The following is a 23553-nucleotide window of genomic DNA, read 5'->3' as shown; positions in this document are numbered from 1 at the left end:
GGTTATCCACGCGTTACTCACCCGTCCGCCACTAGGTTTAACAAAAAGTAAGCTTCTCGTTAAACCCCGTTCGACTTGCATGTGTTAAGCACGCCGCCAGCGTTCGTCCTGAGCCAGGATCAAACTCTCCATAAAAGTTTTATGAAAAATTTAATCTTTGACTCGTTTGTGAATTACTCGTTTTAGCGCTTGCCTAAAAGCCTCTGCCGCCGCCGGTTGGCTTGGGCACCGGCTCTTAGCTTTTGCTTGACGAGGTTTGATGTGTTGAACTAGGTTCAACTTTCATCTCTTTGCACTGTTTAGTTTTCAAGGACCGTGTGGTCGTTTTTCGCGACCGGAATTGTATTGTATCACTTTGGCCAGTTTCGTGTCAATGGCAATTTGTGGTTTGCCATTTACGGCCTGTCTACCATTTTAACCAGTATTGCTCTGGTTTAGTTTATTGCACCACCGATGTGGCGGCGACATTTGTAATAATACCACTGATAAAAAACTTTTGCAACAGGTTTTTTCTTACAAAAACAATTTTAAAGAACAAACGAAGTAGCAGCGTAGCTTTATTCCTCCTCCTCTACAATCCATTCCTCATCCCAGTGCATAATCTTGCTTATCTTGCGCGAATTGCTATTAATAAAATGCGTGGCGAAGTAATCGGCGTCCCTTTCCGATTTTTCATCATCGGCAGTCAAAAAATTTGTGGCGGCCTGAAACCGATGCCTAAGCTCATGCACCAGTGCATGCAAAGAATATAACTGTTTGCTGTGCACATCATCACCATCATCTGTTTGCACAAAGATAAAAAGATAAACCGTATCGGTGGATTCGTCATAAGTTCCTTCCAATTCACCACTGAACTCATCCAGGGAAAAATTATGACACTGGGGATAGAATTTAATAATATCCAATCGCGTTTCATACACCACCAGAGTGCGTGGTTTGTAATTTTTACCCAGGAGTTTGATTATACCCTCAATTTGTTGGTTGGTAAGTATATTTTGATTGTTAATGATCCTCACAGCCATCCCCTCCTTTTTATTGTAAATTTGTAACATTTAGCATAAATGCTGAGTATGATAATTTATGCCAGGCACTTCCACATGACACCCGGGTAACAACACAGTGTAGTCCGTGGACTATACACAACCGGCATATTTTTTATTGCGCGTGAAGAAAGGATGATGCTTATGTCAACAAACAATATCCCGGGCTCGTTTAAATACCGGATTAAAGCCGGAGATACTATGTATAATTTAGCACAAAAATATAATGTTTCATTAAATAATATGCTGGCCATGAATCCAAGTATTGATTCGGACAACCTGAAAATAGGCCAGACAATTAATATGCCCCTAAATAACCCGGTTGCCACGGCAAATATAAAAGGCGGTCCCTTAAGACCGCAGATTACAGGAACGGTTAATTTTTTTGATGTTCCGGACGGCACCTGGGTATGCGCGGATATAAGCGGGCTTCCTCCATACCGACCTGCCGTGGGCAGCGCAAACCCCATAGGGCCCCATGGTTTTCATGTCCATGAATTTGGCAACTGCCAAACAGGCGATCCGGGGGATCCATTTCAAACAGCAGGCGGCCACTGGAACCCCACCAATCAACCCCACGGTAATCATGCAGGTGATTTTCCTGTTTTGTTCTCCAACCAGGGCCGTGCCAGTATGTGTTTTTTCACCAGTGCCTTTAAACCCGAACAAGTTATTGGTAAAGCAGTAATAATCCATCAAAATCCCGATGATTACAGAACCCAACCCGCCGGGAACGCCGGAAAAAGATTGGCCTGCGGGGTTATTCAACGGTTTAACGGCTAAACCTTGTACCGCTTATTGTTCATAACCAGTCTCGTTTTTAACGAAGATCAGAGTGCCGGCATACAGGCCGTTGCCGTCCAGCACGGGCAGCAGTTCACAAAGGACACCGGACCAGGTAAGTTTTTCCCTAACCATATGGGTGGAGCCGATATGCTTTTCCACCAGAGAGGTAAGTTCCGTGCTTACCTCGTCAATTTTCATGCCATCATCCAGGTTGCCCAAGTAATACCTGGCCATCATATTACAAGCTACTATTCTGCCTTCCCGGTCTACGAAAACCAGCCCATCCTGCAGGTGTTCAAAAACCCTGCCCATTGCCTTTCGGCAAAGACTTTCCCGCTCCCTGTCCGGGCCGATAACCACCAGTGAGCCGAGCATTTTACCGTTTTTAATAATGGGTGAACGAATGATATCCAGCAAGCTGTCGGACTTTTTTAAGGTCATCTTGCCACCGGCTTCGTCCACAGGACCGATCAAGTCCTCCAGCGCAGTTTTGCCGGGGGTTATTTTTTTACCGTCGAAAATTTGATAAACCGCATTGTTGGCAAACACAAGCCCGCCGTTATTATTGGTCAGGATGATTCCTTCCTGCAGGTTGTTGAAAACGTTAAAGTTTATATCATCAAAGTAAGAGTTTACATTATTGATATTGGCGGCCTCAACGATAAAGTGATAGATTAGGAAATACAGGGCGAATAGCAAAAGCATGATCACCATAATACGGTAGGTATCAAAGTGGTCGTCCCTGAAAAAAAACAATACCTGCAGATCTGACCCGGCGAGGGCGGTCCTTTGTACATTGTACTTGGTACCGGCGGCACTGTAACTGGTGCGATCGGCCGGGAATTCGGTCAACCCGGGAGCAGTAAAGGGCCATACCACCAACCTGTTGTCATCGTCCACCAGGGCTATTTTCATTTTATCAGTGGTGTACCGCAAAAGAAATTTTTGCTGCAGGTCATTAATGCGGTAAAAAACCAGCAAATAGCGTTCCGGGTTAAGATCCTCCGCTAACCGGACCGCCACCGCCACCTCGCTGACCCTCCCCCCCTGGTTAATGGTAAAGGAATAAGGCCGTCCCTGGCGGGCTTGTTTGAACTCCTTACGAGGGTATATGTAACCCTCTCCCTCCCGCAGTGAGTACAGTACCTTTCCAGCTTCGTTTAAAATTTTGATATCCACCACCCGGTTATTGATGGAAGCCATACCAGCCAGCATTGATTCATCCCGGCTGTTATCGCCGGTAAGCCTGGTGGCAACAATATCGGTATACAGCTCCAGTTCATGCTGAAATGACTGCATTTCACCCAGCACGATGCGCTGGATATTATTTTCGTAGTCCACCATAATGTTCTTTAGGAACCTGAACTCCAGTACAAAGAATATGATTATTAATGATATAAAAAAAATTACGGCCAAAATGGCCATTATTTTGGTGGCATTGTCAAACCTTTCGGCCACGTGCTACAGCCCTCCGTTTCACCGGCCTTATTCAATCAGACCCTTTTTAACCGCAGCCGCCAAAGCTTCCTCCACCGTTTCCACTCCCAGTTTGGTGCAAATACCCTTGATCCTGCGCCGCAAGGTGGACAGGCTCATGAACAGGGATGCGGCTACGTCCTTTTGCGTTTCACCTGCAGCAATCATCTGCAGCACCCGGGTCTCAACATCGGTGAGACCCGTTTGGGGGAGTTTCATAATCACATCCAGACCCAGCCCGGGATACAGGTAATGTCCATCCCGGACGGTAATATCAATGGCCGATTTTATTTCCTCAAAGGAGGCATACTTGGGGATAAAACCATGTACGCCACAGTCCAGCGCCTTTCTGATGAAATACGCGTCATCGTAGGTGGTCAGGGCAATAAACTTTAACCGCGGGTTACTTTTGCTCATCACCCGGCACAATTCCAGCCCGTCACCGTCGGGCAGCTTAATGTCCAGCAAAACCACATCGACATTATTGTTAAGCTTCTCCATGGCCTCCGCGCAGGTCCCGGCTTCCGCCGTTACCGACAGGCCCTCTTCCATTTCAATCAATCTCTTTAAACCCTGTCTGACAATATTATGATCTTCCACCAGCATAATATTAATTTTGCTCATCGTTATCTCCCCCTGCGGTCGCGGGAACAGTCAGAGTCAAGGTGAAACCGTTTGGCCCGCTCTGGTATACCAAATCCCCACCGATTAAATTGGCCCTTTCCTTCATCCCCCATAAGCCGTTACCCATAACCAGCTCTTCCGGTGGAGTACCGTTGTCCGTGATTTCCACCTGTAAAGACCCGTCGGATTCCTTGAAATAAATATCCACCTCACCGGCACTGCTGTGCTTGATCACATTGGCCAGAGCCTCCTGAATAATCCGGTACACAATAATTTCCTCGTTTTTACCCAGACTCAAAGCCCGGTTATGGTAATAAAGGTACACTTTGATACCGTGTAGCTGTTCAAACCTGCCGGCATAAGACTCCAGGGCGGCCAGGAGGCCCACACGGTCAATCAGGTAGGGGTGGATGTCGTTCATAATACCGCGCATATCCATCGCAGCGGCCTGGCACCTGGACCTGAGCCGGACCAGATCCTGGTACAGATCGCCGGATACCTTTTGGACCCCGGATTTAAGCATGTAATCAAGGGCGTGGATAATGGCCGACATGTTGCGCCCCACCCAGTCATGTATTTCAATGGATATTTTCTTTCGCTCCGCCTCAATGGCGTCAAATAAAAATCTTTTGTCCCGTTGGATTTCCAATGGATATGCAACCATCAGCGCCCCGGACAAACCACCGGCATAAAACAATGGATGGTAGTCCACCTTAAGCAAATGCTTCTGTGCCTCGGAATTAACAACAACCTGGTTATTAACCACCGCCTTGCCTTTTAAAGCTACATCCGGCAGGGGCGCCAGCAAGCCCTGAAGCAGGGGAAACCGCACCAGGGCCTGTTCAAGGGGCACACCGTTGATATCACCGGCGTTTACCTGCAATAGATTTTCCGCCGCCGGGTTAATATCAGTAACCATACCGCGACGATCAACGACCACCAGGGCTTCGCCGGCCAAATAAGCAAATTGGCTCAACCGGTTATATTTCACCAGCAGTGGGCGGACCACCTGACTTACGCCGTAAGCCAACAGCAACAGCGCCACAACGGCCAGAAAAACGGTGAATGTCCGGGTGCTGTTTTCCATACCAGTAGCCAGGGAAATATTGTGCCAGGTTTCATCCTGCAGGGCGGACAAAGAAGTACCTGCCACATCCAGCAGTTCAGCGGCCAGCGGCTCGCATCTATCACGATAATACTCCATATACCCTGCTTGCCCTGATTCCATCAGTGGTATAAATTCATTTCTGTAGCGGGTACTGTAAGCTTCGGTCAATTCAACTATTTTCTGCAGCGCCTCCTTACCGGCCCCGGAGGTATTGCGGTTATACATCTCAATTCCTTTGGTAACCACCGCAATGCCTTGCCTATCAAACTCTTCCAAATAATGACTATCTTTAAGCAATGCGTAAGCCCTGGCCGCTGAAACCAGACCTTCGACATCCCGGGCCAGTTCCTGATGCTCGCTCAGGTGGGCAAAATTTTCGCTGACATCTTTAACCCTTACCGGTGTCGTCAGTGAATCATAAAGGTACATTGCAGGTATAAGTAATAATATAAATACAAAGGCTCCGGACCAGTAACGAAACCGGTTTATTTCTTGCACTTTTTCAAATCACCCTTGTCCAACTTTTTAAAAGTTTAGTTTTCGTTACACGTACACATAACCCTGCTAGAAATAACCACTATCTGAAAATAATAGTCAAAATTGAATTAAAGTATTCACCAAAATGGACTATTTAGTGCAACTTGGCGAATAAACCATTCATTTTGACCATGCAGCATTGCCTACCGTCAACCCTTAGCTTATATTGTGGGCACTGCAATTATTAGTAAATACTATTAGCAATATAGAGCATGGCACGGGGATGTTTCCCAAAGATGCACCAGCGGAACTTTGGAGGAATACCATGGCTGATTACACTGAAAAAAGCACCACGGGCTTTTATCCCAAAGCCCTCAGGGTCATACCCGGCCTTTTATTAATGTTCTTAATTGCCGCCCTGTGCATGGGCACCAAAGACCTGGGCCTGCCCCGGTGGATCGGACTGGAGGGTATAATTAAGGAAACCTCCCATTACCTGGGCAATGTATTAAAGATTAATTATGTCCTTCTGGTCATTTTAATCGGCATGGTCATTCGCAATACCATCGGCATCCCGTCCTGGGCCGTGGAAGGAGTTCAAACATCCCGCCTGTTTATTAAAATAGGGGTAATCCTGCTGGGTACGCTTTACAGTCTGGCCGAGGTGGCCACACTGGGAGCCACCTCGGTACTATTGGTTCTGTCCTTTGTTTTTTGTACCATTGTATTTGTTATGTGGCTGGGTAAACGCCTGAATATGCCTACATCTTCAACAGCCTGCCTGGCGGCCGGCATGGGCGTATGCGGTATATCCGCCATTGTTGCAGTTGCCCCGGTGGTAAGGGGTAAGGGGGAAGATGTTGCCTATTCCATTGCCACCATATTAACCTTTGGACTGGTTTGCATGTTCACCTTTCCCTTCCTGGGACACCTGATGGTTTTGTCAAGCGAACAGTTCGGAGCCTGGGCCGGCACAGGCATCCTGAACTCCGGTCAGGTACTGGCGGCCGCCCTGGCCTTCGACCCGGGCACAACGGAGACTCCCTCGGTCAGCCTTAAGGTGGGCGAGGTTTACAACCTGACCAGAGTGATATTTCTGCCCCTGGTGGTACTGGTTATTGCCCTGTATTACTCCAAAACAGCCGGTACCCTGGAAGAACGGGGCGCGAACGTACAAGCCGGTTCCTTCCTCTCCAGGTTCCCCCTTTTCGTGGTGGGATTTATCGTTACAGTTATTCTGACCACCTTTGGTGCCTTCGGCTCCACTGAGCCGGCTTCGGAGGAACTTAAGATGTTTCGGGTTCTGTACAGCTGGTTCTTTGCCATCGGCCTGGCCGGTTTGGGGCTGCAGATTTCCTTTACTGAAATGAAAAAGGCAGGAGGCCAACCACTAATAATAGGAACCGTCGCCGGACTGCTAAAAGCCGTTGGCTCGCTGATTGTGGTATTACTGGTGATCGATTAATAGACGTGGGAAGGTGGTATAACCATGCCTGAAAATAAAACAGAAGCTAACCGGGTCAAGGAAACGGATAAACTTTCGCTGTTTGCCAGCGAACGCCATGAGGACCTTGCTGCCATGGCCGGTGCGGCACTGGTAATGGTGCTGGTTTTAACATTTCTATAATCATAAAAAGGGTTACCCATGGGCAAGCAAATTATTTTCGTCACCGACGGCTCCCCTTCTGCCGATCGGGCCGGGGCCATGGCTTTGGATATGGCGGCGCTAATGAAGATAAACATCAAGGCTCTGTACATCCTGGACCGGGGTTGGGGCAGCTTACTGGGTGATGAATGGATTAACACCTCCGAAACCAGGATGAAGTTCTTCCACTGGTTCGAAGGGGAGCTTAAAGACCGGGCCGGGCAAGTGTTGGAGGAGTTTCGCAACCGGGCGCAAGCAAGGGGAATACCGGTGGAAACCGAAATTGTAACGGGCAATACCTTAAAGGTTATCTCCCGCCTGGCCAGTGAGCCCGACACCAGCCTGTTGGTTTTACCCAACCCCAACTCAACCAAACCGGCCGCAGCCGCAGGTCTCAAGTTCAATATCCGGCACCTGGCCCAAAAAATACAATGCCCCTTATTGTTGGGTCCCCGGGAGCCTTTCTAAGAAAGAAGATTTGGTTCGGGTGGGGTTTAACCCGTACGTTGGGGACATACTTCCGACCCCGATGCCATGCCCCCTCGAGAAGAGGTGCGTCCCCCGGCCGCTAAACTTTAGTCGCACTTATTTCGAGTTTATCGTCGCTAAGACTCTCGCCTCTATAGGCGGGAGTCTTAGCGACGATAATCGAGATTAAACAAAACAAGACCGGTATAATTTGCCGGTCTTGTTTATGTTACTTTACTACCCTATACCACCCATTTAGCCAGTTTATCAGGGTAAATAACCCGTATTGCCCTGCCTTCGTATACAATGCTTTTCTCCTGTTTAAAGGTGTTTAGCAGTGAAGTTACCGTTTGCCGGGAAGTGCCCACCATATTGGCTATCTCCTCGTGGGTAATATTTAAGTTTAAACAGGTTCCATTGATGGTCTTTTGCCCCATCCGCTCACCCATCCGCATCAGCATCAGGGCCAGCCTGCCGGGGGCCTGGGTACAAACCAGTTCATAATTGAGCGCTTCGGCCTCACGCATCCTGGCCCCCAGCAATTTAGCCACTTTAATGGCCAAAAAAGAATGTTGCTCCATCAGTTCCTCAAAATCTTGCCTGGTTATAATTACCATCGATACCTTGCCAATGGTGCATGCAAAACACGTCCGGTTAATGCCCAGTATTGCCTCGGACAGGCCCATTAATTCCCCGGGATTGCGAATACTACCCACCGAAACTTTTTTTCCTTCAGCGGAAAGCCGGTACATATTTACCCATCCGCTTTCGATCAGGTATACCCGGTCGGAAATATCACCCGCGGTAAATACCGTATGTTTCGCGGGATATTGTATTGTTGTGCCGGCCTTTCTGATGAGCATCTTCTCCATGTCATTTAACACCAGGTTTGACCTTGGTATACTGTCACGCATAGTTATTCTCCCCTTAAACAAATGCATGATATTCCAAATTCTTTTAGCATTGCCATAATTATCGACGTTTTATTATCGTTTATTGCAAGAGCTATAAATAATAGCCAAAAAATATAACTTTATAAAAATTATATAATGGTTGATTTCCTTTGGCCAATCGGCATTTGTAATTTTTATCATAACCGCCCCTTATAACAGAACCTCTTCCCTTTCACCAATATGTAGTCATCATTTCTATAATTAATCACTCAATTTCCTCACTTTTCCTAGTTTTTCAGCATATATTTAATTTAACGTATATTATTAATACAAATATCTTTGGTCAACCAGCGAACTGTCTTGCAATTTGTGAGAAAGGGGGTCTTGAAGTAATGCCCATTCAATATTTCTACAGCGAGCCTGATAATGTTTTATGCGTCAAAGTAAAGGTTCCAGTGGTTCTGGCAGAAGTGGAAGTACAGGTTGTTGTGGATAACATCGCCACATTGCCCGAAGTGGCGCAAAAAATTGACCATATTGATGCACGCCTGGATGATTTCGAAGCCAGGCCGGTTTTCGTACACGAAAACGGAGACCGGTGGATTAGCGTTATTGAAGAAGAGGGCTGGGAAAGGTTCGGCTGGCACCGTAAACAACACCGCCAGCCAGTGGTGAAGAAGGTGCTTATCAGCGGCACGCTGCACAAGCAAATATATTATGTGGATAAAAACGATCACGTTAAACACATCGGGGAAGACATACCCTTTACCAAGGAAGTAACCCTGGATGCGGCTCAGCCCGTGGTGGACGAAAATGACGTCTTTGTTCAACTTCACCACAAAAAAATAGACATGCGTTGGAGCCTGAGGCGAGGTTCCAGGCTGTCCCAGACCGGGGTAATGATTTTCCGGGTTAAAGTGGTTGAAGAGAGGCAAATTTTCGTGCAGGTTTGTCCGAAGTTAAACGAAAGGTGTCCCCGGGGTATAAATCTCATTAGAGACGGCGGCCTAACCGCCTGGGCCACTGATACCGTACCCATCTTCTGGAGCGGCAGTAACATTTTGCGCTTTGGCAGTGCACTGTTGGGAGCCGACCCCAGCGAACCAGCTGCTTTGTTCCAAACCATTGACCGGTCCTTCCCTGGTATCTCCCCCGATGGCCGGTACCGCCTGTGTTTTGATGCCAGGGAAATCCCCGGGTATAAAGAGGCACAGCAGGGAACGGCCTCCTATACCCTTACAGCGGAAGTACTGATGTTTGATCAATCCGGCAATATCATCTCCAGTGAAACCCGGAGTTGGAATGCCAGCCAAATTCCCGACGATAACTTTACCAATCTATGCTTCAACGGTACAACGCCCGGGGAGACCACTGAAGTATTGGTGCGTTTCAGCTTTGTACCCATTAATTCCGGCAACAATCCCCGGGGGATGTGGCCACCGCCATGCAAGCCAGGACCACCATGTAAACCGTCTCCGCCACCATGTGTACCACCACCATGCAAACCGGAACCCCCGTGCGTGCCGGAACCTCCCTGCAAACCTGAACCACCACCGGCACCGGTCGTACCGGTAAACACCAGCGCCGTAGTCATCGACAATGTCACCCTGATGTGCATGGGGTTATTAACCTAAAGCTGCCGGCAATTTACATTTGCTTTATTATAAACTAAAACATATACCAGGACCGGGCCCAAGGCCCGGTCCTGTCGCCGGCACGGGGTGCTCCCGGCCAACCCCAAGCGCTGTAAACTATTAACTTTCAACATCATTACGCAATTTTAAATTTAACCACCCCGCGCTGCATTTCATCCGCCATGTTGGCCAAATTCTGGGCAGCTTCGGTCACCTGTTCAATGGCCGTGGCAATTTGCTCGGCGGCACCGCTGAGCTGCTGGACATCCTCGCTGGCCTTTTGGGAACTGGCGGCGGCACCTTTAATCATCCCCATGCTTTTTTCCATGGCCTCAACAATTTGATTCAATGCCTTACCGGCCTGTTCCGCCACCTGCACTCCATCGCTGACTTCAGCTGTTCCGTGCTCAATTGCCTTTACGGCTTCCCCTACTCCGGACTGTATATCTTTAACCAACAGCGTAATTTCATTGGCAGCACCGGCCGACTGTTCAGCCAGCTTGCGCACATCCTCTGCCACCACAGCAAATCCCCGGCCCTGCTCACCGGCCCGGGCAGCTTCAATGGCAGCATTTAAGGCCAGCAAATTAGTCCGGTCAGCAATATTGGTAATGGTGCTGATAATCTCACCGATCCGGTTGGATTGCTCGCTGAGCATGTGCACCGCCCGGGACACATTACCAGCGGCTGCAGCAATGGATTTTATCTTATCCACGGTTTTTTGTACCGCCTGATTGCCCTCCTCAGCCATGATCCGCACCTGCTCCGATTCCCTGGCGGCCCCTGCCAGGTCTTGCGCCCCCCCGGCTGACGCAACCGATACCTGGCTGGCGGTACCGGCCACTTCTTCAACGGCTGCACTAACCTCTTCACTGGAGGATACCAGTTCCTGGCTGAAATCCGCCAGCCGCCTGGAACAACCCTTTACGTTGGAGATCATATCACTTAAATTATGCACCATCGTGGCCAATGCCTCAGCTAAAACTCCAACCTCGTCCTTACTTTTCACTCTTATAACGGGCTGTGTTAAGTCTCCACCCGCCACGGCTCCCACCACTGCGCTGAGTTTGGACAAAGGCCGGGTAATATAGGTGGTGATGACCAAAGTAACTATGAGCACCACCAAAACAGCGATAACGGCCTGAATCTGCATATAGCGCAATTCACGGGTCATCCCGGCAATTACTTCCGAGCGGTCATTAATTATCTTTATATAACCAACCGGCTGGCCACTATAGTCTTCCAGGGGAATGATCAGGGCCGCTTTGCGATCATTGTCCACATATATGGTTCTAGTTTCTTTAGACGATAAAATGGTGTTAATATCACTTTCACTGACTGGATAGGGATCCTCTCCAGCTGTGGCCACCAGCAACCCTTCCTGTTCCTCCCAGGCCACTCCGGAAGCAGGTTTACCGTATATGTAATAATCCCCGCCCATTTGTTGTTGCCACTTCTCCAGTAAGGTGGCATTAAGGCCCGGTCCATATTCCACGCTGCCCACCTGGTCACCTTGAAAGAAAACCGGTAGTACCACCCGGAAGCCAAATCCACCCTTGCCCTCCTCCAGGCCCTGGACAATGTTGCCGGTACTGTTGCATTCCAGTACCGTGTGCCGAAACGAGGACAGGTCGTCGCCGTACTGGTCCGGTGCATGTAACCGCAAAAAAGAGGTGGCCGGAGCCAGGTGAAATTGGAATTGTTCTATACCTTCCCGGCTGACCCTTTCATATATAGGCATGGTTAAGTTTTGCAACCTTTCACGGTCCCGCCGGGCAAAGGCTTCTTGGATTTCCGGATTGGCCGCCACCGATTCCAGGCCCAGCTTGGCCTGATTGAAAATATTGTTCATATCCGCCAACACCCGCTGGGCAACCAGTTCATACTTTTCGCCCTCTTGTTCCAACTGCAAATGCACCTTGCTCTTATAATCCTGGTAAATCAACAGCAATAAGACCAGCGAAATAATTAGGGTTACCGGCGCAATAATTTTTAACCGGATACTTTTACCCATGACCCCCTCCTTGCAAAATAAAAAAATAGCTGACCTGTAATCAGTTTGCCTTGAATCCAGAGCCCCCCCTTACCATAAAGTACATAATTCACCAAAATATCTTTATATCTTACATGAAATTATCAAATAATAACTTTAGTTAATGTCAGCAATCCGACGCTCAGAATGTCATATACACGACAATGAACTATGGGAATTTCAGCAATCATGCTGACTGCAATAACACAGGTCCAAACCCGTAAAAAACTATCCTCTCCCCACCAGCACTGTTGAAAATAACACCCAAAAGGAGTAATATCATGTAGGTAAATAAACAACGCAGGACGCCTGGAAAGGATACAAGCATGGAAAAGAACATGATTCGCAATTTAGCCATTATCGCCCACGTTGACCACGGCAAAACCACCCTGGTGGACGGCATGCTTAAACAAAGCGGCGTTTTTCATGAAAAGCAGGTCATTGAAGAGCGCGTCATGGACCGCAATGAATTGGAGCGGGAGCGGGGTATCACCATTATGGCCAAGAATACCGCGGTGCAGTACGGCCAGCATAAGCTTAATATCGTGGACACCCCAGGCCATGCCGACTTTGGCGGCGAAGTGGAACGCATTGTCCAGATGGTGGACGGGGTTTTGCTATTGGTGGACGCCTTTGAAGGCCCCATGCCTCAGACTCGTTTTGTACTGCGCAAAGCACTGGAAGCCGGCCTGGCCCCTATTGTAGTGATAAATAAAATAGACCGGCTGCATGCCCGGCCCGGAGAAGTACTAGATGAAGTACTGGATTTATTTATTGAGCTGGAGGCCAGCGACGACCAGCTGGAATTTCCGGTCATTTACACCAATGCCCGCACCGGTACGGCCACCCTGGACCCTAGCATCCCGGGGCGGGACTTAAAGCCGCTCTTTGACATTATCGTGCAGAGAATCCCTGCCCCCAAGGGCGAACCACATGCCCCTTTGCAGCTGGGCGTCACCTTGATTGATTACGACCCCTACCTGGGCAGGCAGGCCATTGGCCGCATCCATAACGGCACCATCAGTCTAAAGCAGGAAGTTGCCGTGCTCAAACCCGGCGGTGAGATGCAGCGACAGCGGGTAACCGGGCTGTTTGTCTTCAGCGGGCTGAAAAAGGTCCCCGTGGAGAAAGCCGTTACCGGAGACATAGTGGTGGTAACCGGCCTTTTGGATATTAACGTGGGCAACACCATAGCCGACCCGGAGAATCCCGTACCCTTAAGCTTTGTAAACATTGACGAGCCCACTATGGCGGTGGCCTTTCATGTCAATAAAAGCCCCTTTGCCGGGCAGGAGGGCACTTACGTCACTTCCCGCAAACTGGGCGAAAGGCTTTTTCGGGAATCGGAATCGGACGTCAGCCTGCGCGTGGCCGCTACCGGTACACCGGACACATTTTTGGTATCCGGCCGGGGCGAGTTGCACCTTTCCATATTGATAGAGAACCTGCGCCGGGAGGGTTATGAGTTTGAAATCTCCCGCCCGCAAGTGGTGGAGCGAATCATCGACGGGGTGAGAAGTGAACCGGTGGAGGAATTGACCTTGGATATACCGGAGGAATACGTTGGTATCGTCATGGAGCGCCTGGGACCCCGCAAAAGCGAACTGATCAACATGCAGCACAAAGGTGACGGGCGGGTGCGCCTGGTCTTCCACATACCCACCCGGGGACTGTTCGGCTACCGCTCCGAATTCATGACCGACACCAAAGGACTGGGTATTATCCACCATGCATTTCACCATTACGCACCATACCAGGGCGAAATTTATACCCGGTCCCGGGGATCGCTGGTAGCCTTTGAAACTGGCGAAAGCACCACTTACGGGCTGGAAAACGCCCAGGAACGAGGAGAACTGTTCATCGGACCAGGTGTACCGGTTTACCGGGGTATGGTGGTGGGTGAACATGCCCGGCCTGGGGACCTGGTGATAAACGTATGTAAAAAGAAACAACTGTCCAACATACGCAGTTCCACCGCCGAGATTTCAACTAAATTAACTCCGCCACGGCCTATGAGCCTGGAACAGTGCATGGAGTTTATCGCCGACGATGAACTGCTGGAAGTAACTCCAAAATCGCTGCGCATGCGCAAGCAATCAGTTTAATAGTCCCATAAAAAAAATTATCCCGCCCCAAAAAGGGCGGGAGGTTTCTAGGACCTGCCATAACGCGATCATTAATTGTAAGCACAACCACAAACTCTATACTCACCGGATATAATGCGCTTTTGAAATTCCTGACCATACGGAATGACAACTTTCGGCTGCAACTTTACTTTTTTACCGTCTTCCAAATTAGACAGCAAATCTATTAACCGGTCGAGCAATGTGTCACCGGTATACAGCTTACCCAGCCGGGTCAAAAAATCAAAATCCACAGGCCTTTGTGCAAACAGCCTGGCCCAGTAATGTTTTTCATAATAATTACTTAGTAGTTCCAAATTTTGAGCCAACAACTCATTTATTACATCCAGCGTTTCTTCATGTTCCAACACCAGTGCTATCTGCACAAAAAAACTATACATAAACCGTTTGATTTCAAAACCGTTGGCATGAAATCCCCTATCAATGCAAATTCCCTTTTCCGACAGGGCCCGCCTTTTATGGCCGGTGATAATAATATGATCAATCAATTTAATACCCAGTAACGCCAGCTGCCACTTTAACAGCTCGGTGGCGGCAATATCATCCTCGGACGGAACAACTTCTCCATGCCAGGGCAGTGTGGGGTGGTTATGCACCACCAGCGCATCTTTAAATGGAACCCTATAATTGTCAATAGCATTAATAATACTGCACATCGAAGGCGCCATGGCACATGTTTTACTGCAACACGGCCCACACAGCACCCGGATATTTAGATTCTCATCGTATAACACTAAAACTGCTTGCTCCAAAAACCTGGTGCTGATTCTCCTTACTTCCTCAATGCTAAAAATATCCACTCCGTTACATACCTGTTCGCAGGTTGCTTCTTTGGGGGGAAGCACTTTATATCCCTCGCTTCCTGACCAGCATCCCTACCACAGCTCAGTTTTAACCATTACTACTTTTTACATATATCATAGCATGCAACGGGTGTAATGACAATGAAATTTTGAAATTATGTAAAATTATTAATGCCGGCCATAATGGTTTCGTGACAAAACTGGGCCGCCCGGGCACCCCTTTGCAGCAAAACCAGCAACTGCTGTCGCTCCAGCCCGGCATCCCCCTGCCACGAACGCACATCCTCCATCAACAGGGCCAGTGCCCGGGGATCCCGGGCCAGTTCCATAAAAATAAACTCGGCCAGTTCCCGGTCAGCCAAAGCCAGGGGCATTTCCAGCACCCGGTGGTCCCCGCCGGGGCCGCACAGGCAGCGCACCCAGGCCGCTGCGGCAGCACCCAGGGCATCTTCCACCAGCGCCTCCAACATGGCCGCACTTTCCCGTACCTGGGTACCGGCCGGCGTGTGTAAAACCACCCGGGCCTTTTTACCGGATGACTGTTTTTTCACCTGCAGCAGCACAGCCAGTAACCATTTTAGGTCACTGAATTCACCGCTATCCGGCAACCACCGGGCCAAATCGCTGTGCAGTAAATTAAGCAACGCGCCATATTCATCCTGATCCATTAAATGTTCCACCAGTTTGTCCCGCTCAAAACAAGCACTAATAGATACCGCCTGTTTTTTTAAGGGCAACAGAGACAGCGTTACCAGCAGTTCCGCCCTTTGGCTCAAACACCCGGGAGCCTCGGCCCGCCCGGCCCACTGTTTGGCCAGCCAGGGCTGCTCAGCGACACGCTTATGGTCAACCAGCACACCGTCATCCACTTCACTGCTATCCTTTGGCTCAGTTATCCGTTTAATACCCATGCAAACTTCCTCTCTTCCCGTCCATTTAAAAAAAGACCGCACGGGCCACACTGCCCAGCAAATACAAAAGGACCAGAAAACATAACCCGTAACCAATCAGCCGCTCAATTATAGTTTCTTCCTTTTCCAAGGCAAACATAACCCTGTCCACAAAGCTAACTTTCGGCCCTTTTTCACTACCAATTTTGGTATTGACTTCCAAACCAGCCGGAATAACCCTTTTCAACCCGGTTATATGCTCCGCTGCGTGCCCGGTTTTATTTCCGTCAACGGTAACTGCCCGCCCATAATTTTGCCGCATGACGGTATCAAACTGCATTGATATACCCCCTGTCGCCCATCTGGAACAACTGTTTGCATACATTATATGCCCGGGGATTGCATGACGTCAATAGTAAAATAAAATATATGTTCTATAAATACTTGACCTATATATTTTGGGAACCGGGTTGTTTCGCCCGGGACTTATCTTTACCCTGGTAATTTTCCTCGGAACATACCCGGACCCCCTCCCTGATCAACAGGGCGGCGGTACAGCCACAGCCGGGGACCCTCCGGCCACTAAAGGTTCCATCGTAAATCACGGTACTGCCACAGGATGGACTGCGCTCCTTTAATATAGCCATGCGTGCGCCTGTTTTCCTGGCTACGGCCAGCACTTCGGCGGCTCCCTGTAAAAAGGCGGCCGTTTTATCCGCTCCCTTGTCGGTGAGCACCCTGGCCCTGCCGTCCAGCACATCAAAACCGTCACCGCCCACAATTTCATTGGGGTCCCGGGGTACAGGCAGACCACCCAGCACCTCCGGGCAAACGGGTACCGCCTTACCATCCTCCACCAGCTTGCGTAATGCCGGGTAATCAAATCCATCTCCGCAATACCGGCATTTTTCCCCGGCCAAACAGGCACTGATAATAATCATTAATATGCATTGCCCCCTCTTGACCACCGACCACTGGTCACGCGACCACCTTTATATTCAGCCATGGTCAATCAACATTATTTTTTCCCGCCTTGATAATTTTTTAATGGCTATTTCCCTGCGCAAAGCACTGCTTTTGTCCGGCAGCACCTCATAGTAAACCAGCGTCACCGGGAGGCGGGATCTGGTATATTTACTGGCCTGACCCAGGTTGTGCTTTTGCAGCCGCACGGTCAAATTGGTGGTACAACCGGTATAATAGGTGTCGTCGGCACAGCTTAATATATATACATAATACATAACACTGTTATCATACAACAGTACCTGACCTTTGACAATAAAATATTGACCGGTTATTTATCATATATTAATATACTAATTAAGGAGGGAGGCAATCATGGCTCAAATTAAATACATTTGCAAACAGTGCACCAAAGTTTTTACGTTCAAATACCTGTTTATAAAGCCCCGGCGGGTAAACTGCCCGCATTGCGGCAGTACTAATGTACGGGAAGACAAAAAAACAAATTGCGGTTGTTCAAAGAATGGCCGGTTCACCTGAGGTTAAACCACCGGGAAGCGGCGCTTCCAGATAAATACTACCCGTCCGGTCACGGAATTTTGTCCATTATTTTATTATTTAACACTGGACCATGACACCTATTTATGGTAATATATTACAAAAATTACCATAGGAGATGGTTGAATGATCGATATGGTAGAAGAATATACCGAGTATGATATTGCACCCCTTACCCCGGCCTTGAATGAATTTAGCAGGTATGTCCAGCAAGCAATGGCGGGCATCAATTCCGACGCACTGAATAACCGCTTGATGCTGGAAGCCGCCATATATGGTTACCTGGTACAAACCCTGGATAAATACGGCATGCGCACATTTGGCCTGGCCACCGCTATAAAAAAATATTTTAGCTATTTTGTTGTGGAAGTAATACTAAATGCCCCCGAGCCCAAAACAATAAAGGAGATACGAATACCCGTACGCTAATGCACTTCAGAAACGCATACCAATAATAAATGGCGAGGTGCTTCGGCCCTCGCCACCAACTTGATAGCAGCACCAAAATTGCAGGAATACCGGTTTGGCGAACCGGTTCAACTATCAATTTGCATGGCTGTCACCACAATATAATCCTTATCCCCGATACCCCTGACCGACAGGGTGTCTGCTTTTTCATCCCAGGTGAGCAGTACATCAACACCTCCGGAGCAGTTTATATTCTTTAAATCCACTCTGGCCTGGCGCATCCAATCCTCCGTAAGGTGTACAAAAACCAACTCGAATACATTGCTACGGAAGAACTTAAACCGCGATTCACCCACCAGTGTATAAAAAACTGTTACATCCTTGACCTTTTCATCAAAAATACGCTGGTCAGTCAATTGAAAACTTATCCTTCCGGCCTTCTCCATGTCCTCAGTTAACAGGCCGGCTATATCTAAAGACACCTTAATCCCCCCTCGGATTTACTTTAATCTCTTAACTCCCTACATTCACAATAACCATCCAGACCCCCATGCCGCCAACGCGGCACCGGCAAAGGATAAATATTACCTAACGCTATGCTCTGGATAGTTGATAAAAGATATGACTGGCAGCTCAGTGTCCTAAAAAGCAACTGCCCCCGATAAATTCCCTGATAATGGAGTTGGATGGCACCTCATCCGCTGCCAGGGGTTCAAAATAGCCCAGAAAACGTTTCAAGCGCCGCACCATGGCATATTCACGATTTTCCCGCCCAACCATGTTTAAGACCGGTTCCACGTAACCCTTCAGCACGGCTAATTCATATATTAGAGCCGAATTAAACATAACATCGGCGCTCTCCTGGAACGGGAATATATGCCGTTCTTCACCACGCCGCACCGACGGCCACCGGCGAATGGTCTCCACTGCGGAATACCCGCGGTGATGATAATCCCGCACTGTCCGGCGCAATATCCGCAAATAGGTGGTGGGAATCCAGTTGTGGTTGTCCAGGTTAATTTGGGTCAGGGCACTAACATATATTTTAAACTTCCGCCCCTTGGGAATAGAAGCCGTCAGCAAGTCATTCAGACCGTGAATACCTTCCACAATAAGCAAATCCCGGGGACCCAGCTTTAAAGTTTTATATGTGTCACTTCGTTTACCGGACAGAAAATCATAGGTGGGCATTTGCACCTCTTCACCCTGAATCAAACTAATTAAATGTTCATTGAACAATTCCCTGTCGATGGCATCAATGCACTCGAAGTCATATTCACCGTGTTCATCCCGGGGGGTTAACTCCCGGTCCACAAAGTAATCATCCAAAGATATGGGTACCGGTCTGATACCGTGAATGCGCAACTGCACACCCAGGCGCTGGGCAAAGGTAGTTTTACCCGATGAAGAAGGACCTGCTATCAGCACTATGCGAATCAAGTCCAGGTTATCGGCTATTTGATCAGCAATCTGCCCGATCTTTTTTTCATGAAAGGCCTCGGCCACCCGGATCAAGTCACCCCCTTTACCTTGCAGTATTAACTCATTCAGTTCCACCAGATTATGTGCTTGCAATATACGGCTCCATTTTTCAGACTCATAATAAATATTAGCCAATTTCCCCTGCTCTACATATTCGGGTATCACGGTGGGGTTTTCTTTACGGGGCAATTCCAAGATAAAACCGGGCATGTAATACCGCAGCCTGAACACACCAAGGCAACCGGTATCGGGCACCATGTTACCGTAAGTAAAATCTTTAAACCAGCCGCAGGTATGCACCCATATGGTGGAGGACCTGCGGTAACGCAGCAGATCCAGTTTTTCCGCCTGGTTGGTACTCAATAACAGTTTTTTCATTTCTTCTTTGGGCACCGGATCTATAACCACGGGTTCATTGGCACGGACAATTTCAAACATGCGCGCTTCAATTTGCTCCACATCGGCCTTGCGCAGGGGACGACTGTAATCAACTTCGCCATAGACACCATTACCCAGGGTATGCTCCATCCTCACCCGGCATCCCGGTAAAATTTCGCTGGCGGCCCTCACCAGCAACATCACCAGGCTGCGGGTATACACCCGCATACCATCATCGGACTCCAGGTCAACGAATTCAATGGTGCTGTTTTGATGGACATTCCAGCGCAAGCCCACCAGTACATTGTTAACCATGGCGGCAACCACGGGGGATCTGCGCTGAACAGTGTCATATTTCAATAATTCCTGCAAAGAAATACCGGGCGGTACCTCAAAAGACCCGGCGTTTGCTATATATACCCTAATCCTTTCAACACCGTCGGTTATGGCATTATTCTTTTCCGTCACATCTATCCATTCCTTTCCCTTCAGGAAACATGGCCAAAGATTATACAGCCAGTTAGTTGGGTTATTTTGTTTAAGTATTCACAAAACAGTCCCTGTGTGTAAAAGATAACATAGAGGACGTGATAATTCAACAATTGGACAACTTGTTAATAATATTACGGCAAATAATGTTTTCCACTGGATCAAAAAAAATAACCGTTGGGAAAAAAACTGTTGCATTTGAGCCATCTTAATAGTATAAATATTATAAATATTCTGTTAAATTTTTTTATATCCGAGGAGTGAATCCTATGCTCAGCACATTATCACCCAACAACCTGGTTCTGCAATTGAAAAAATTGGAACGGGCGATAAGCAGACATCCCCACGTAGCTGACGCGGTGGTTGTATCTTTAAACACACCCGCCGGTGAAACAAGAATCAAGGCCTTTGTTGAACCAGGGGACCCACCACCCACAGCCGAAAGCATCAGGGAATATTTCAATGAAAATTGGGCCGGCAACCCAATACCCATAGATTTTATTTTTAGAAGCATTCCCCGTACCCCCTCGGGCAAGGTAATCAGGCAGCAGTTGATCAACAGCGAAGCTTAGCTTGCTATATGCTAAAAACCCGCCAGTTCAGGCGGGTTTGTTTTACTATACATTTGGTTACCGGGGTATTATCCTGGAAAAGCCTAATAAATGATCCTTCCAATACGAGCCGTAAACCGGGGTTATATCAACCCCATTGCTTGAAGTGGCACTGATAAAATTACCGTTACCCGTATAAATACCAATGTGTGATATGTAATCGCCGGTTTTAAAAGCCACCAAATCACCGGGCCTGGCTTCACTTGCCGGTATAGCTTGTCCCATATGATACTGCTGCGCGGCAGTGCGGGGTAAATCGATACCAAACCGGGCAAATACATACTTTGTATAACCCGAGCAATCAAAACCGCTGGGCGATCCCCCTGCCGAAACATAAGGCACCCCCAAAAACGAGCGAGCATAATCAATAATTTCATCAATACGATCGCGGTTTCTGGAAACTTGGTTGGCCATACCGGCCTGGACCGCATCGCCACCGGCACTGCTTCCCGGCACAACCAGCAACCGTTGACCGGGATAAATGGTTATGGAATCAAGGGCATTTAATGATGTGATTTTTTCCACCGTAGTGTTGTAAATCCGCGAGATTTTCCAAAGGGAATCACCTGAGTTGACTGTGTGATAAGTGTCGGCCGAAGAATGACCGGGCAGGATAAACAAGGATACTCCCAGCGCAAGTGAAGTAAAGAATACCTTTGCCTTGGACATGTTGCCTCACTTTCTACACCTACGAGGTTAGCTGACGGGTTAGGACGAAGTGACAGCCCCATGCTTTATTGCATTTCACCCCAAAACTGGTTCCCCCGCTTCCCGTAACGGGAACTCGGTGACAAAATTTTTATTCGCCCCCTCTTATTAGGTACGTTACCTTATTTTATATGTTTTATTTTAACCAGTCAAAAGAATGGTTGTTTATTTTGCCGGAATAGCTCGCTTTTATAAAAAAAAGGCACTTTTTTTGGTTGAATTAACAGGCTTGTTTCATACCTGATAAGTTGAAAATGGCGGGTTTTGGCCCGCACTATTACAAGCCAAAATCCGCCGCGGTAAATATAGACTCCACTCGAACACCCATCCCCTCAAGGGTCTGGGTACCACCTTCCTGCCTGTCCACCAGGGCAATGGCCTTAACCACCTTACAGCCGATTGCCCGCACCGCCTCCACAGCTTTGATTACAGATCCGCCGGTGGTTATTACATCATCAACCACAACCACCCGCTGGCCCGCTTTTAATGGCGGCCCCTCTATTTGCTGCCTGGTGCCGTGCTGCTTGGCCTCTTTGCGCACAATAAACAGAGATATGTCCAAGCCCCGCTGGTAGGCCACCGGTCCCAGCGCCCCTACAATGGGATCGGCTCCCATGGTCAGTCCCCCCACCGCATCTACCTGATCGTCCTTTATCATATCGCAAATAAGATGGGCGATTAAATAAGCCCCCCGGGGATTCAGGGACACCTTCCGGCCATCAAAATAATAATGGCTGGTCTTACCCGAGGAAAGCACCACCGGCCGGCGTTCAAATGCCTGGCTATCCAATAGTTCTTTAAGCGCTTCACGATTATCTATTTTACACACCTCCTGTTAATGGCTAAAACCCTTTTGTAATGCAGCCAGACGGCCCAGTGCGTCCATTTTATCCCTTTCACCAACCCGCACCCGCCGCAGAGCTGTTTCCAGCATGCCTATAGAACGGTCATAGTTTTTTCGATCCACCGGGTAGGGGTGACCGTCTTTGCCACCGTGGGCAAAGGAGTAACGCACCGGGTCTTTAAAGCTGGCCCGTACCCCGTATACCACTTCCCCCACCAGGGCAAAGGCCCGTACCGTAGCCGGGCCAACCCCCCGGGCACCCAGCAGCTGCTCATAATTTTCCGGTGCCAGGTCATACAGGTAACGCAATGTTTTTTCAATCCTGCTCGCCTGGGGCACCGGATGGGCGGCGGGCAATTGCAGCATGGCGATTTGTTCCCGGGGCAAAGCAGCAATCTTCTTCAATGTCGCAACAACCTCATCCGGTCGTTCCCGGGCCTGAAAGACCGATACATCACGGGCTCCGGCACTTTCCCGGGACACCATATTTAATATCTTCGGCCCTAAACTGCCGCAAACAGCAGCATGGGGTTCCTCAACAAAGTTTTGTAGATTATCGCTGAGCCAGTGGTAACGCCTGGCCCAACCGTTTTGGCCGTTCATACCCTGCTGCACCACCGCCCAGCTGCCATCCCGGGTAAACATAAAAAAGTGCTGGTAAATCTGATAGCCGTCTTGCACTGCTGCCGAATCCACCTTGGCACACATCCGGCTGGCATACTGCAAATCCGCCACATGATCAGGCAGCCCGTACAGGTCGGTATAATTTGCTATTTCTTGCGGGGTCTTACGCGAGGTCATGGCCTTGCCCCCCGCAAAGAATATCCCGGCATCCCCCTGGCGATCGGCCATACCCTGTTTTAATGCCCCGCAAAGCACCGTGGTTAAACCCGAGGAATGCCAATCAAATCCCACCACGCAGCCAAAGGCCTGAAACCAAAAGGGATCGGCCATGCGGCGCAGCACTTCCCGGGGACCGAATTCCTCCACCACCGCTTCCACAATGGCGGCACTGAGGCGCACCATCCGGTCAAAAAGCCACCTGGGGCAGCGATGCCCATGCAAAGGTAAATTAGCTATACCGGTGCGCAT

At 48.9% G+C, this 23553-nt stretch carries 24 protein-coding genes, 1 rRNA gene and 1 riboswitch; of the genes, 8 read left to right on the top strand and 17 right to left on the bottom strand.

The genetic code is table 11. From position 1 onward, the window contains the following. Together LX24_RS13360 and LX24_RS13355 are read right to left on the bottom strand one after the other, a co-directional pair. Positions 1 to 135: ribosomal RNA gene (locus tag LX24_RS13360) — 16S ribosomal RNA — on the bottom strand; the annotation flags it as partial. Positions 136 to 557: 422 nt separating this feature from the next. Next, a complete protein-coding gene (locus LX24_RS13355) occupies positions 558 to 1022 on the bottom strand; it encodes a hypothetical protein (RefSeq protein WP_243131749.1) in 465 nt (154 codons plus the stop codon). Between the two features lie 321 nt (positions 1023 to 1343). Between LX24_RS13355 and LX24_RS13350 the strand changes: the two genes are divergently transcribed. Further along, a complete protein-coding gene (locus LX24_RS13350; RefSeq protein WP_243131751.1) occupies positions 1344 to 1823 on the top strand; it encodes a superoxide dismutase family protein in 480 nt (159 codons plus the stop codon). Positions 1824 to 1835: 12 nt separating this feature from the next. Here the strand turns inward: LX24_RS13350 and LX24_RS13345 are convergent, their stop codons facing one another. The 3 genes from LX24_RS13345 to LX24_RS13335 are packed head-to-tail and all read right to left on the bottom strand — an operon-like array spanning position 1836 to position 5532. Continuing rightward, positions 1836 to 3284, bottom strand: a complete 1449-nt coding sequence (locus LX24_RS13345; RefSeq protein WP_166512642.1) for a PAS domain-containing protein — start codon at positions 3282 to 3284, stop codon at positions 1836 to 1838. 27 nt (positions 3285 to 3311) lie between these two features. Next, positions 3312 to 3926 carry a response regulator transcription factor gene (locus tag LX24_RS13340; protein WP_166512641.1) on the bottom strand — a complete coding sequence of 205 codons (615 nt, stop codon included), beginning with the start codon at positions 3924 to 3926 and terminating at the stop codon, positions 3312 to 3314. Then, a complete protein-coding gene (locus LX24_RS13335; protein WP_166512640.1) occupies positions 3913 to 5532 on the bottom strand; it encodes a sensor histidine kinase in 1620 nt (539 codons plus the stop codon). Before LX24_RS13335 ends, LX24_RS13340 begins: the two co-directional genes overlap by 14 nt. A gap of 304 nt (positions 5533 to 5836) precedes the next feature. On the opposite strand from LX24_RS13335, the gene LX24_RS13330 reads away from it, so the two are divergent. From LX24_RS13330 to LX24_RS13320, 3 genes are read left to right on the top strand one after another with little or no spacing between them, the layout of a single operon-like run. Beyond that, complete coding sequence (locus LX24_RS13330) at positions 5837 to 6976, top strand: YeiH family protein (protein WP_166512639.1); 1140 nt, start codon at positions 5837 to 5839, stop codon at positions 6974 to 6976. A 24-nt stretch (positions 6977 to 7000) separates the two neighbouring features. Then, positions 7001 to 7138, top strand: a complete 138-nt coding sequence (locus LX24_RS13325; protein WP_166512638.1) for a hypothetical protein — start codon at positions 7001 to 7003, stop codon at positions 7136 to 7138. An 18-nt stretch (positions 7139 to 7156) separates the two neighbouring features. Further along, complete coding sequence (locus tag LX24_RS13320; protein ID WP_166512637.1) at positions 7157 to 7624, top strand: universal stress protein; 468 nt, start codon at positions 7157 to 7159, stop codon at positions 7622 to 7624. A 242-nt stretch (positions 7625 to 7866) separates the two neighbouring features. Here the strand turns inward: LX24_RS13320 and LX24_RS13315 are convergent, their stop codons facing one another. Then, positions 7867 to 8538 carry a Crp/Fnr family transcriptional regulator gene (locus LX24_RS13315; RefSeq protein ID WP_166512636.1) on the bottom strand — a complete coding sequence of 224 codons (672 nt, stop codon included), beginning with the start codon at positions 8536 to 8538 and terminating at the stop codon, positions 7867 to 7869. A gap of 371 nt (positions 8539 to 8909) precedes the next feature. Here LX24_RS13315 and LX24_RS13310 point away from each other — a divergent pair, with 371 nt between their 5' ends. After that, positions 8910 to 10151, top strand: a complete 1242-nt coding sequence (locus tag LX24_RS13310) for a DUF3794 domain-containing protein (protein ID WP_166512635.1) — start codon at positions 8910 to 8912, stop codon at positions 10149 to 10151. Positions 10152 to 10287: 136 nt separating this feature from the next. Here LX24_RS13310 and LX24_RS13305 read toward each other — a convergent pair whose 3' ends face one another. Next, complete coding sequence (locus LX24_RS13305) at positions 10288 to 12165, bottom strand: methyl-accepting chemotaxis protein (RefSeq protein WP_166512634.1); 1878 nt, start codon at positions 12163 to 12165, stop codon at positions 10288 to 10290. 344 nt (positions 12166 to 12509) lie between these two features. On the opposite strand from LX24_RS13305, the gene typA reads away from it, so the two are divergent. Continuing rightward, complete coding sequence (gene typA / locus LX24_RS13300; protein WP_166512633.1) at positions 12510 to 14288, top strand: translational GTPase TypA; 1779 nt, start codon at positions 12510 to 12512, stop codon at positions 14286 to 14288. Between the two features lie 71 nt (positions 14289 to 14359). Here typA and LX24_RS13295 read toward each other — a convergent pair whose 3' ends face one another. The 5 genes from LX24_RS13295 to LX24_RS13275 all read right to left on the bottom strand — a co-directional run bounded on the left by LX24_RS13295 (position 14360) and on the right by LX24_RS13275 (position 17279). Next, positions 14360 to 15172, bottom strand: coding sequence for a JAB domain-containing protein (locus LX24_RS13295; protein ID WP_166512632.1), 813 nt, complete (start codon positions 15170 to 15172; stop codon positions 14360 to 14362). A gap of 113 nt (positions 15173 to 15285) precedes the next feature. After that, positions 15286 to 16041: a hypothetical protein gene (locus LX24_RS13290; protein WP_166512631.1), complete on the bottom strand. Its 756-nt coding sequence runs from the start codon at positions 16039 to 16041 to the stop codon at positions 15286 to 15288. Positions 16042 to 16066: 25 nt separating this feature from the next. Further along, on the bottom strand, positions 16067 to 16360 hold the full coding sequence (locus tag LX24_RS13285; protein WP_166512630.1) for a hypothetical protein: 294 nt from the start codon (positions 16358 to 16360) through the stop codon (positions 16067 to 16069). 109 nt (positions 16361 to 16469) lie between these two features. Continuing rightward, positions 16470 to 16961, bottom strand: a complete 492-nt coding sequence (locus tag LX24_RS13280) for a 2-thiouracil desulfurase family protein (protein ID WP_166512629.1) — start codon at positions 16959 to 16961, stop codon at positions 16470 to 16472. A gap of 57 nt (positions 16962 to 17018) precedes the next feature. Further along, the gene (locus LX24_RS13275; protein WP_341473578.1) at positions 17019 to 17279 is read right to left on the bottom strand and encodes a GIY-YIG nuclease family protein; all 261 of its coding nucleotides are present in this window, start codon (positions 17277 to 17279) and stop codon (positions 17019 to 17021) included. Positions 17280 to 17667: 388 nt separating this feature from the next. On the opposite strand from LX24_RS13275, the gene LX24_RS13270 reads away from it, so the two are divergent. Further along, on the top strand, positions 17668 to 17970 hold the full coding sequence (locus LX24_RS13270) for a hypothetical protein (protein ID WP_166512627.1): 303 nt from the start codon (positions 17668 to 17670) through the stop codon (positions 17968 to 17970). A 107-nt stretch (positions 17971 to 18077) separates the two neighbouring features. Here LX24_RS13270 and LX24_RS13265 read toward each other — a convergent pair whose 3' ends face one another. Both LX24_RS13265 and LX24_RS13260 read right to left on the bottom strand, forming a co-directional pair. Beyond that, entirely contained in the window at positions 18078 to 18431 is a 354-nt protein-coding gene (locus tag LX24_RS13265; protein WP_166512626.1) for a hypothetical protein, read from the bottom strand. A 151-nt stretch (positions 18432 to 18582) separates the two neighbouring features. Further along, on the bottom strand, positions 18583 to 20277 hold the full coding sequence (locus tag LX24_RS13260) for a nucleoside kinase (RefSeq protein ID WP_243131748.1): 1695 nt from the start codon (positions 20275 to 20277) through the stop codon (positions 18583 to 18585). Between the two features lie 290 nt (positions 20278 to 20567). Here LX24_RS13260 and LX24_RS13255 point away from each other — a divergent pair, with 290 nt between their 5' ends. Continuing rightward, positions 20568 to 20870 (top strand): AMP-binding enzyme, encoded by a 303-nt coding sequence (locus tag LX24_RS13255; protein WP_166512625.1) that lies wholly within the window; start codon positions 20568 to 20570, stop codon positions 20868 to 20870. Between the two features lie 57 nt (positions 20871 to 20927). On the opposite strand, the gene LX24_RS13250 is transcribed toward LX24_RS13255, so the two are convergent. The 3 genes from LX24_RS13250 to LX24_RS13240 all read right to left on the bottom strand — a co-directional run bounded on the left by LX24_RS13250 (position 20928) and on the right by LX24_RS13240 (position 23541). Further along, positions 20928 to 21578: a C40 family peptidase gene (locus LX24_RS13250; protein WP_166512624.1), complete on the bottom strand. Its 651-nt coding sequence runs from the start codon at positions 21576 to 21578 to the stop codon at positions 20928 to 20930. Beyond that, a riboswitch (cyclic di-AMP (ydaO/yuaA leader) is annotated at positions 21579 to 21709 on the bottom strand. A gap of 185 nt (positions 21710 to 21894) precedes the next feature. After that, positions 21895 to 22407: an orotate phosphoribosyltransferase gene (gene pyrE / locus LX24_RS13245; RefSeq protein WP_243131747.1), complete on the bottom strand. Its 513-nt coding sequence runs from the start codon at positions 22405 to 22407 to the stop codon at positions 21895 to 21897. Between the two features lie 45 nt (positions 22408 to 22452). Next, the gene (locus LX24_RS13240; RefSeq protein WP_423244343.1) at positions 22453 to 23541 is read right to left on the bottom strand and encodes a DUF763 domain-containing protein; all 1089 of its coding nucleotides are present in this window, start codon (positions 23539 to 23541) and stop codon (positions 22453 to 22455) included. Between the last annotated feature and the right edge of the window lie 12 nt (positions 23542 to 23553).

It is taken from the genome of Desulfallas thermosapovorans DSM 6562 (assembly GCF_008124625.1).
GTDB classification, from domain to species: domain Bacteria; phylum Bacillota; class Desulfotomaculia; order Desulfotomaculales; family Desulfallaceae; genus Sporotomaculum; species Sporotomaculum thermosapovorans.
Note: the sequence above shows the minus strand (reverse complement) of the source record. Positions and strands in the feature narration are given on the sequence as shown.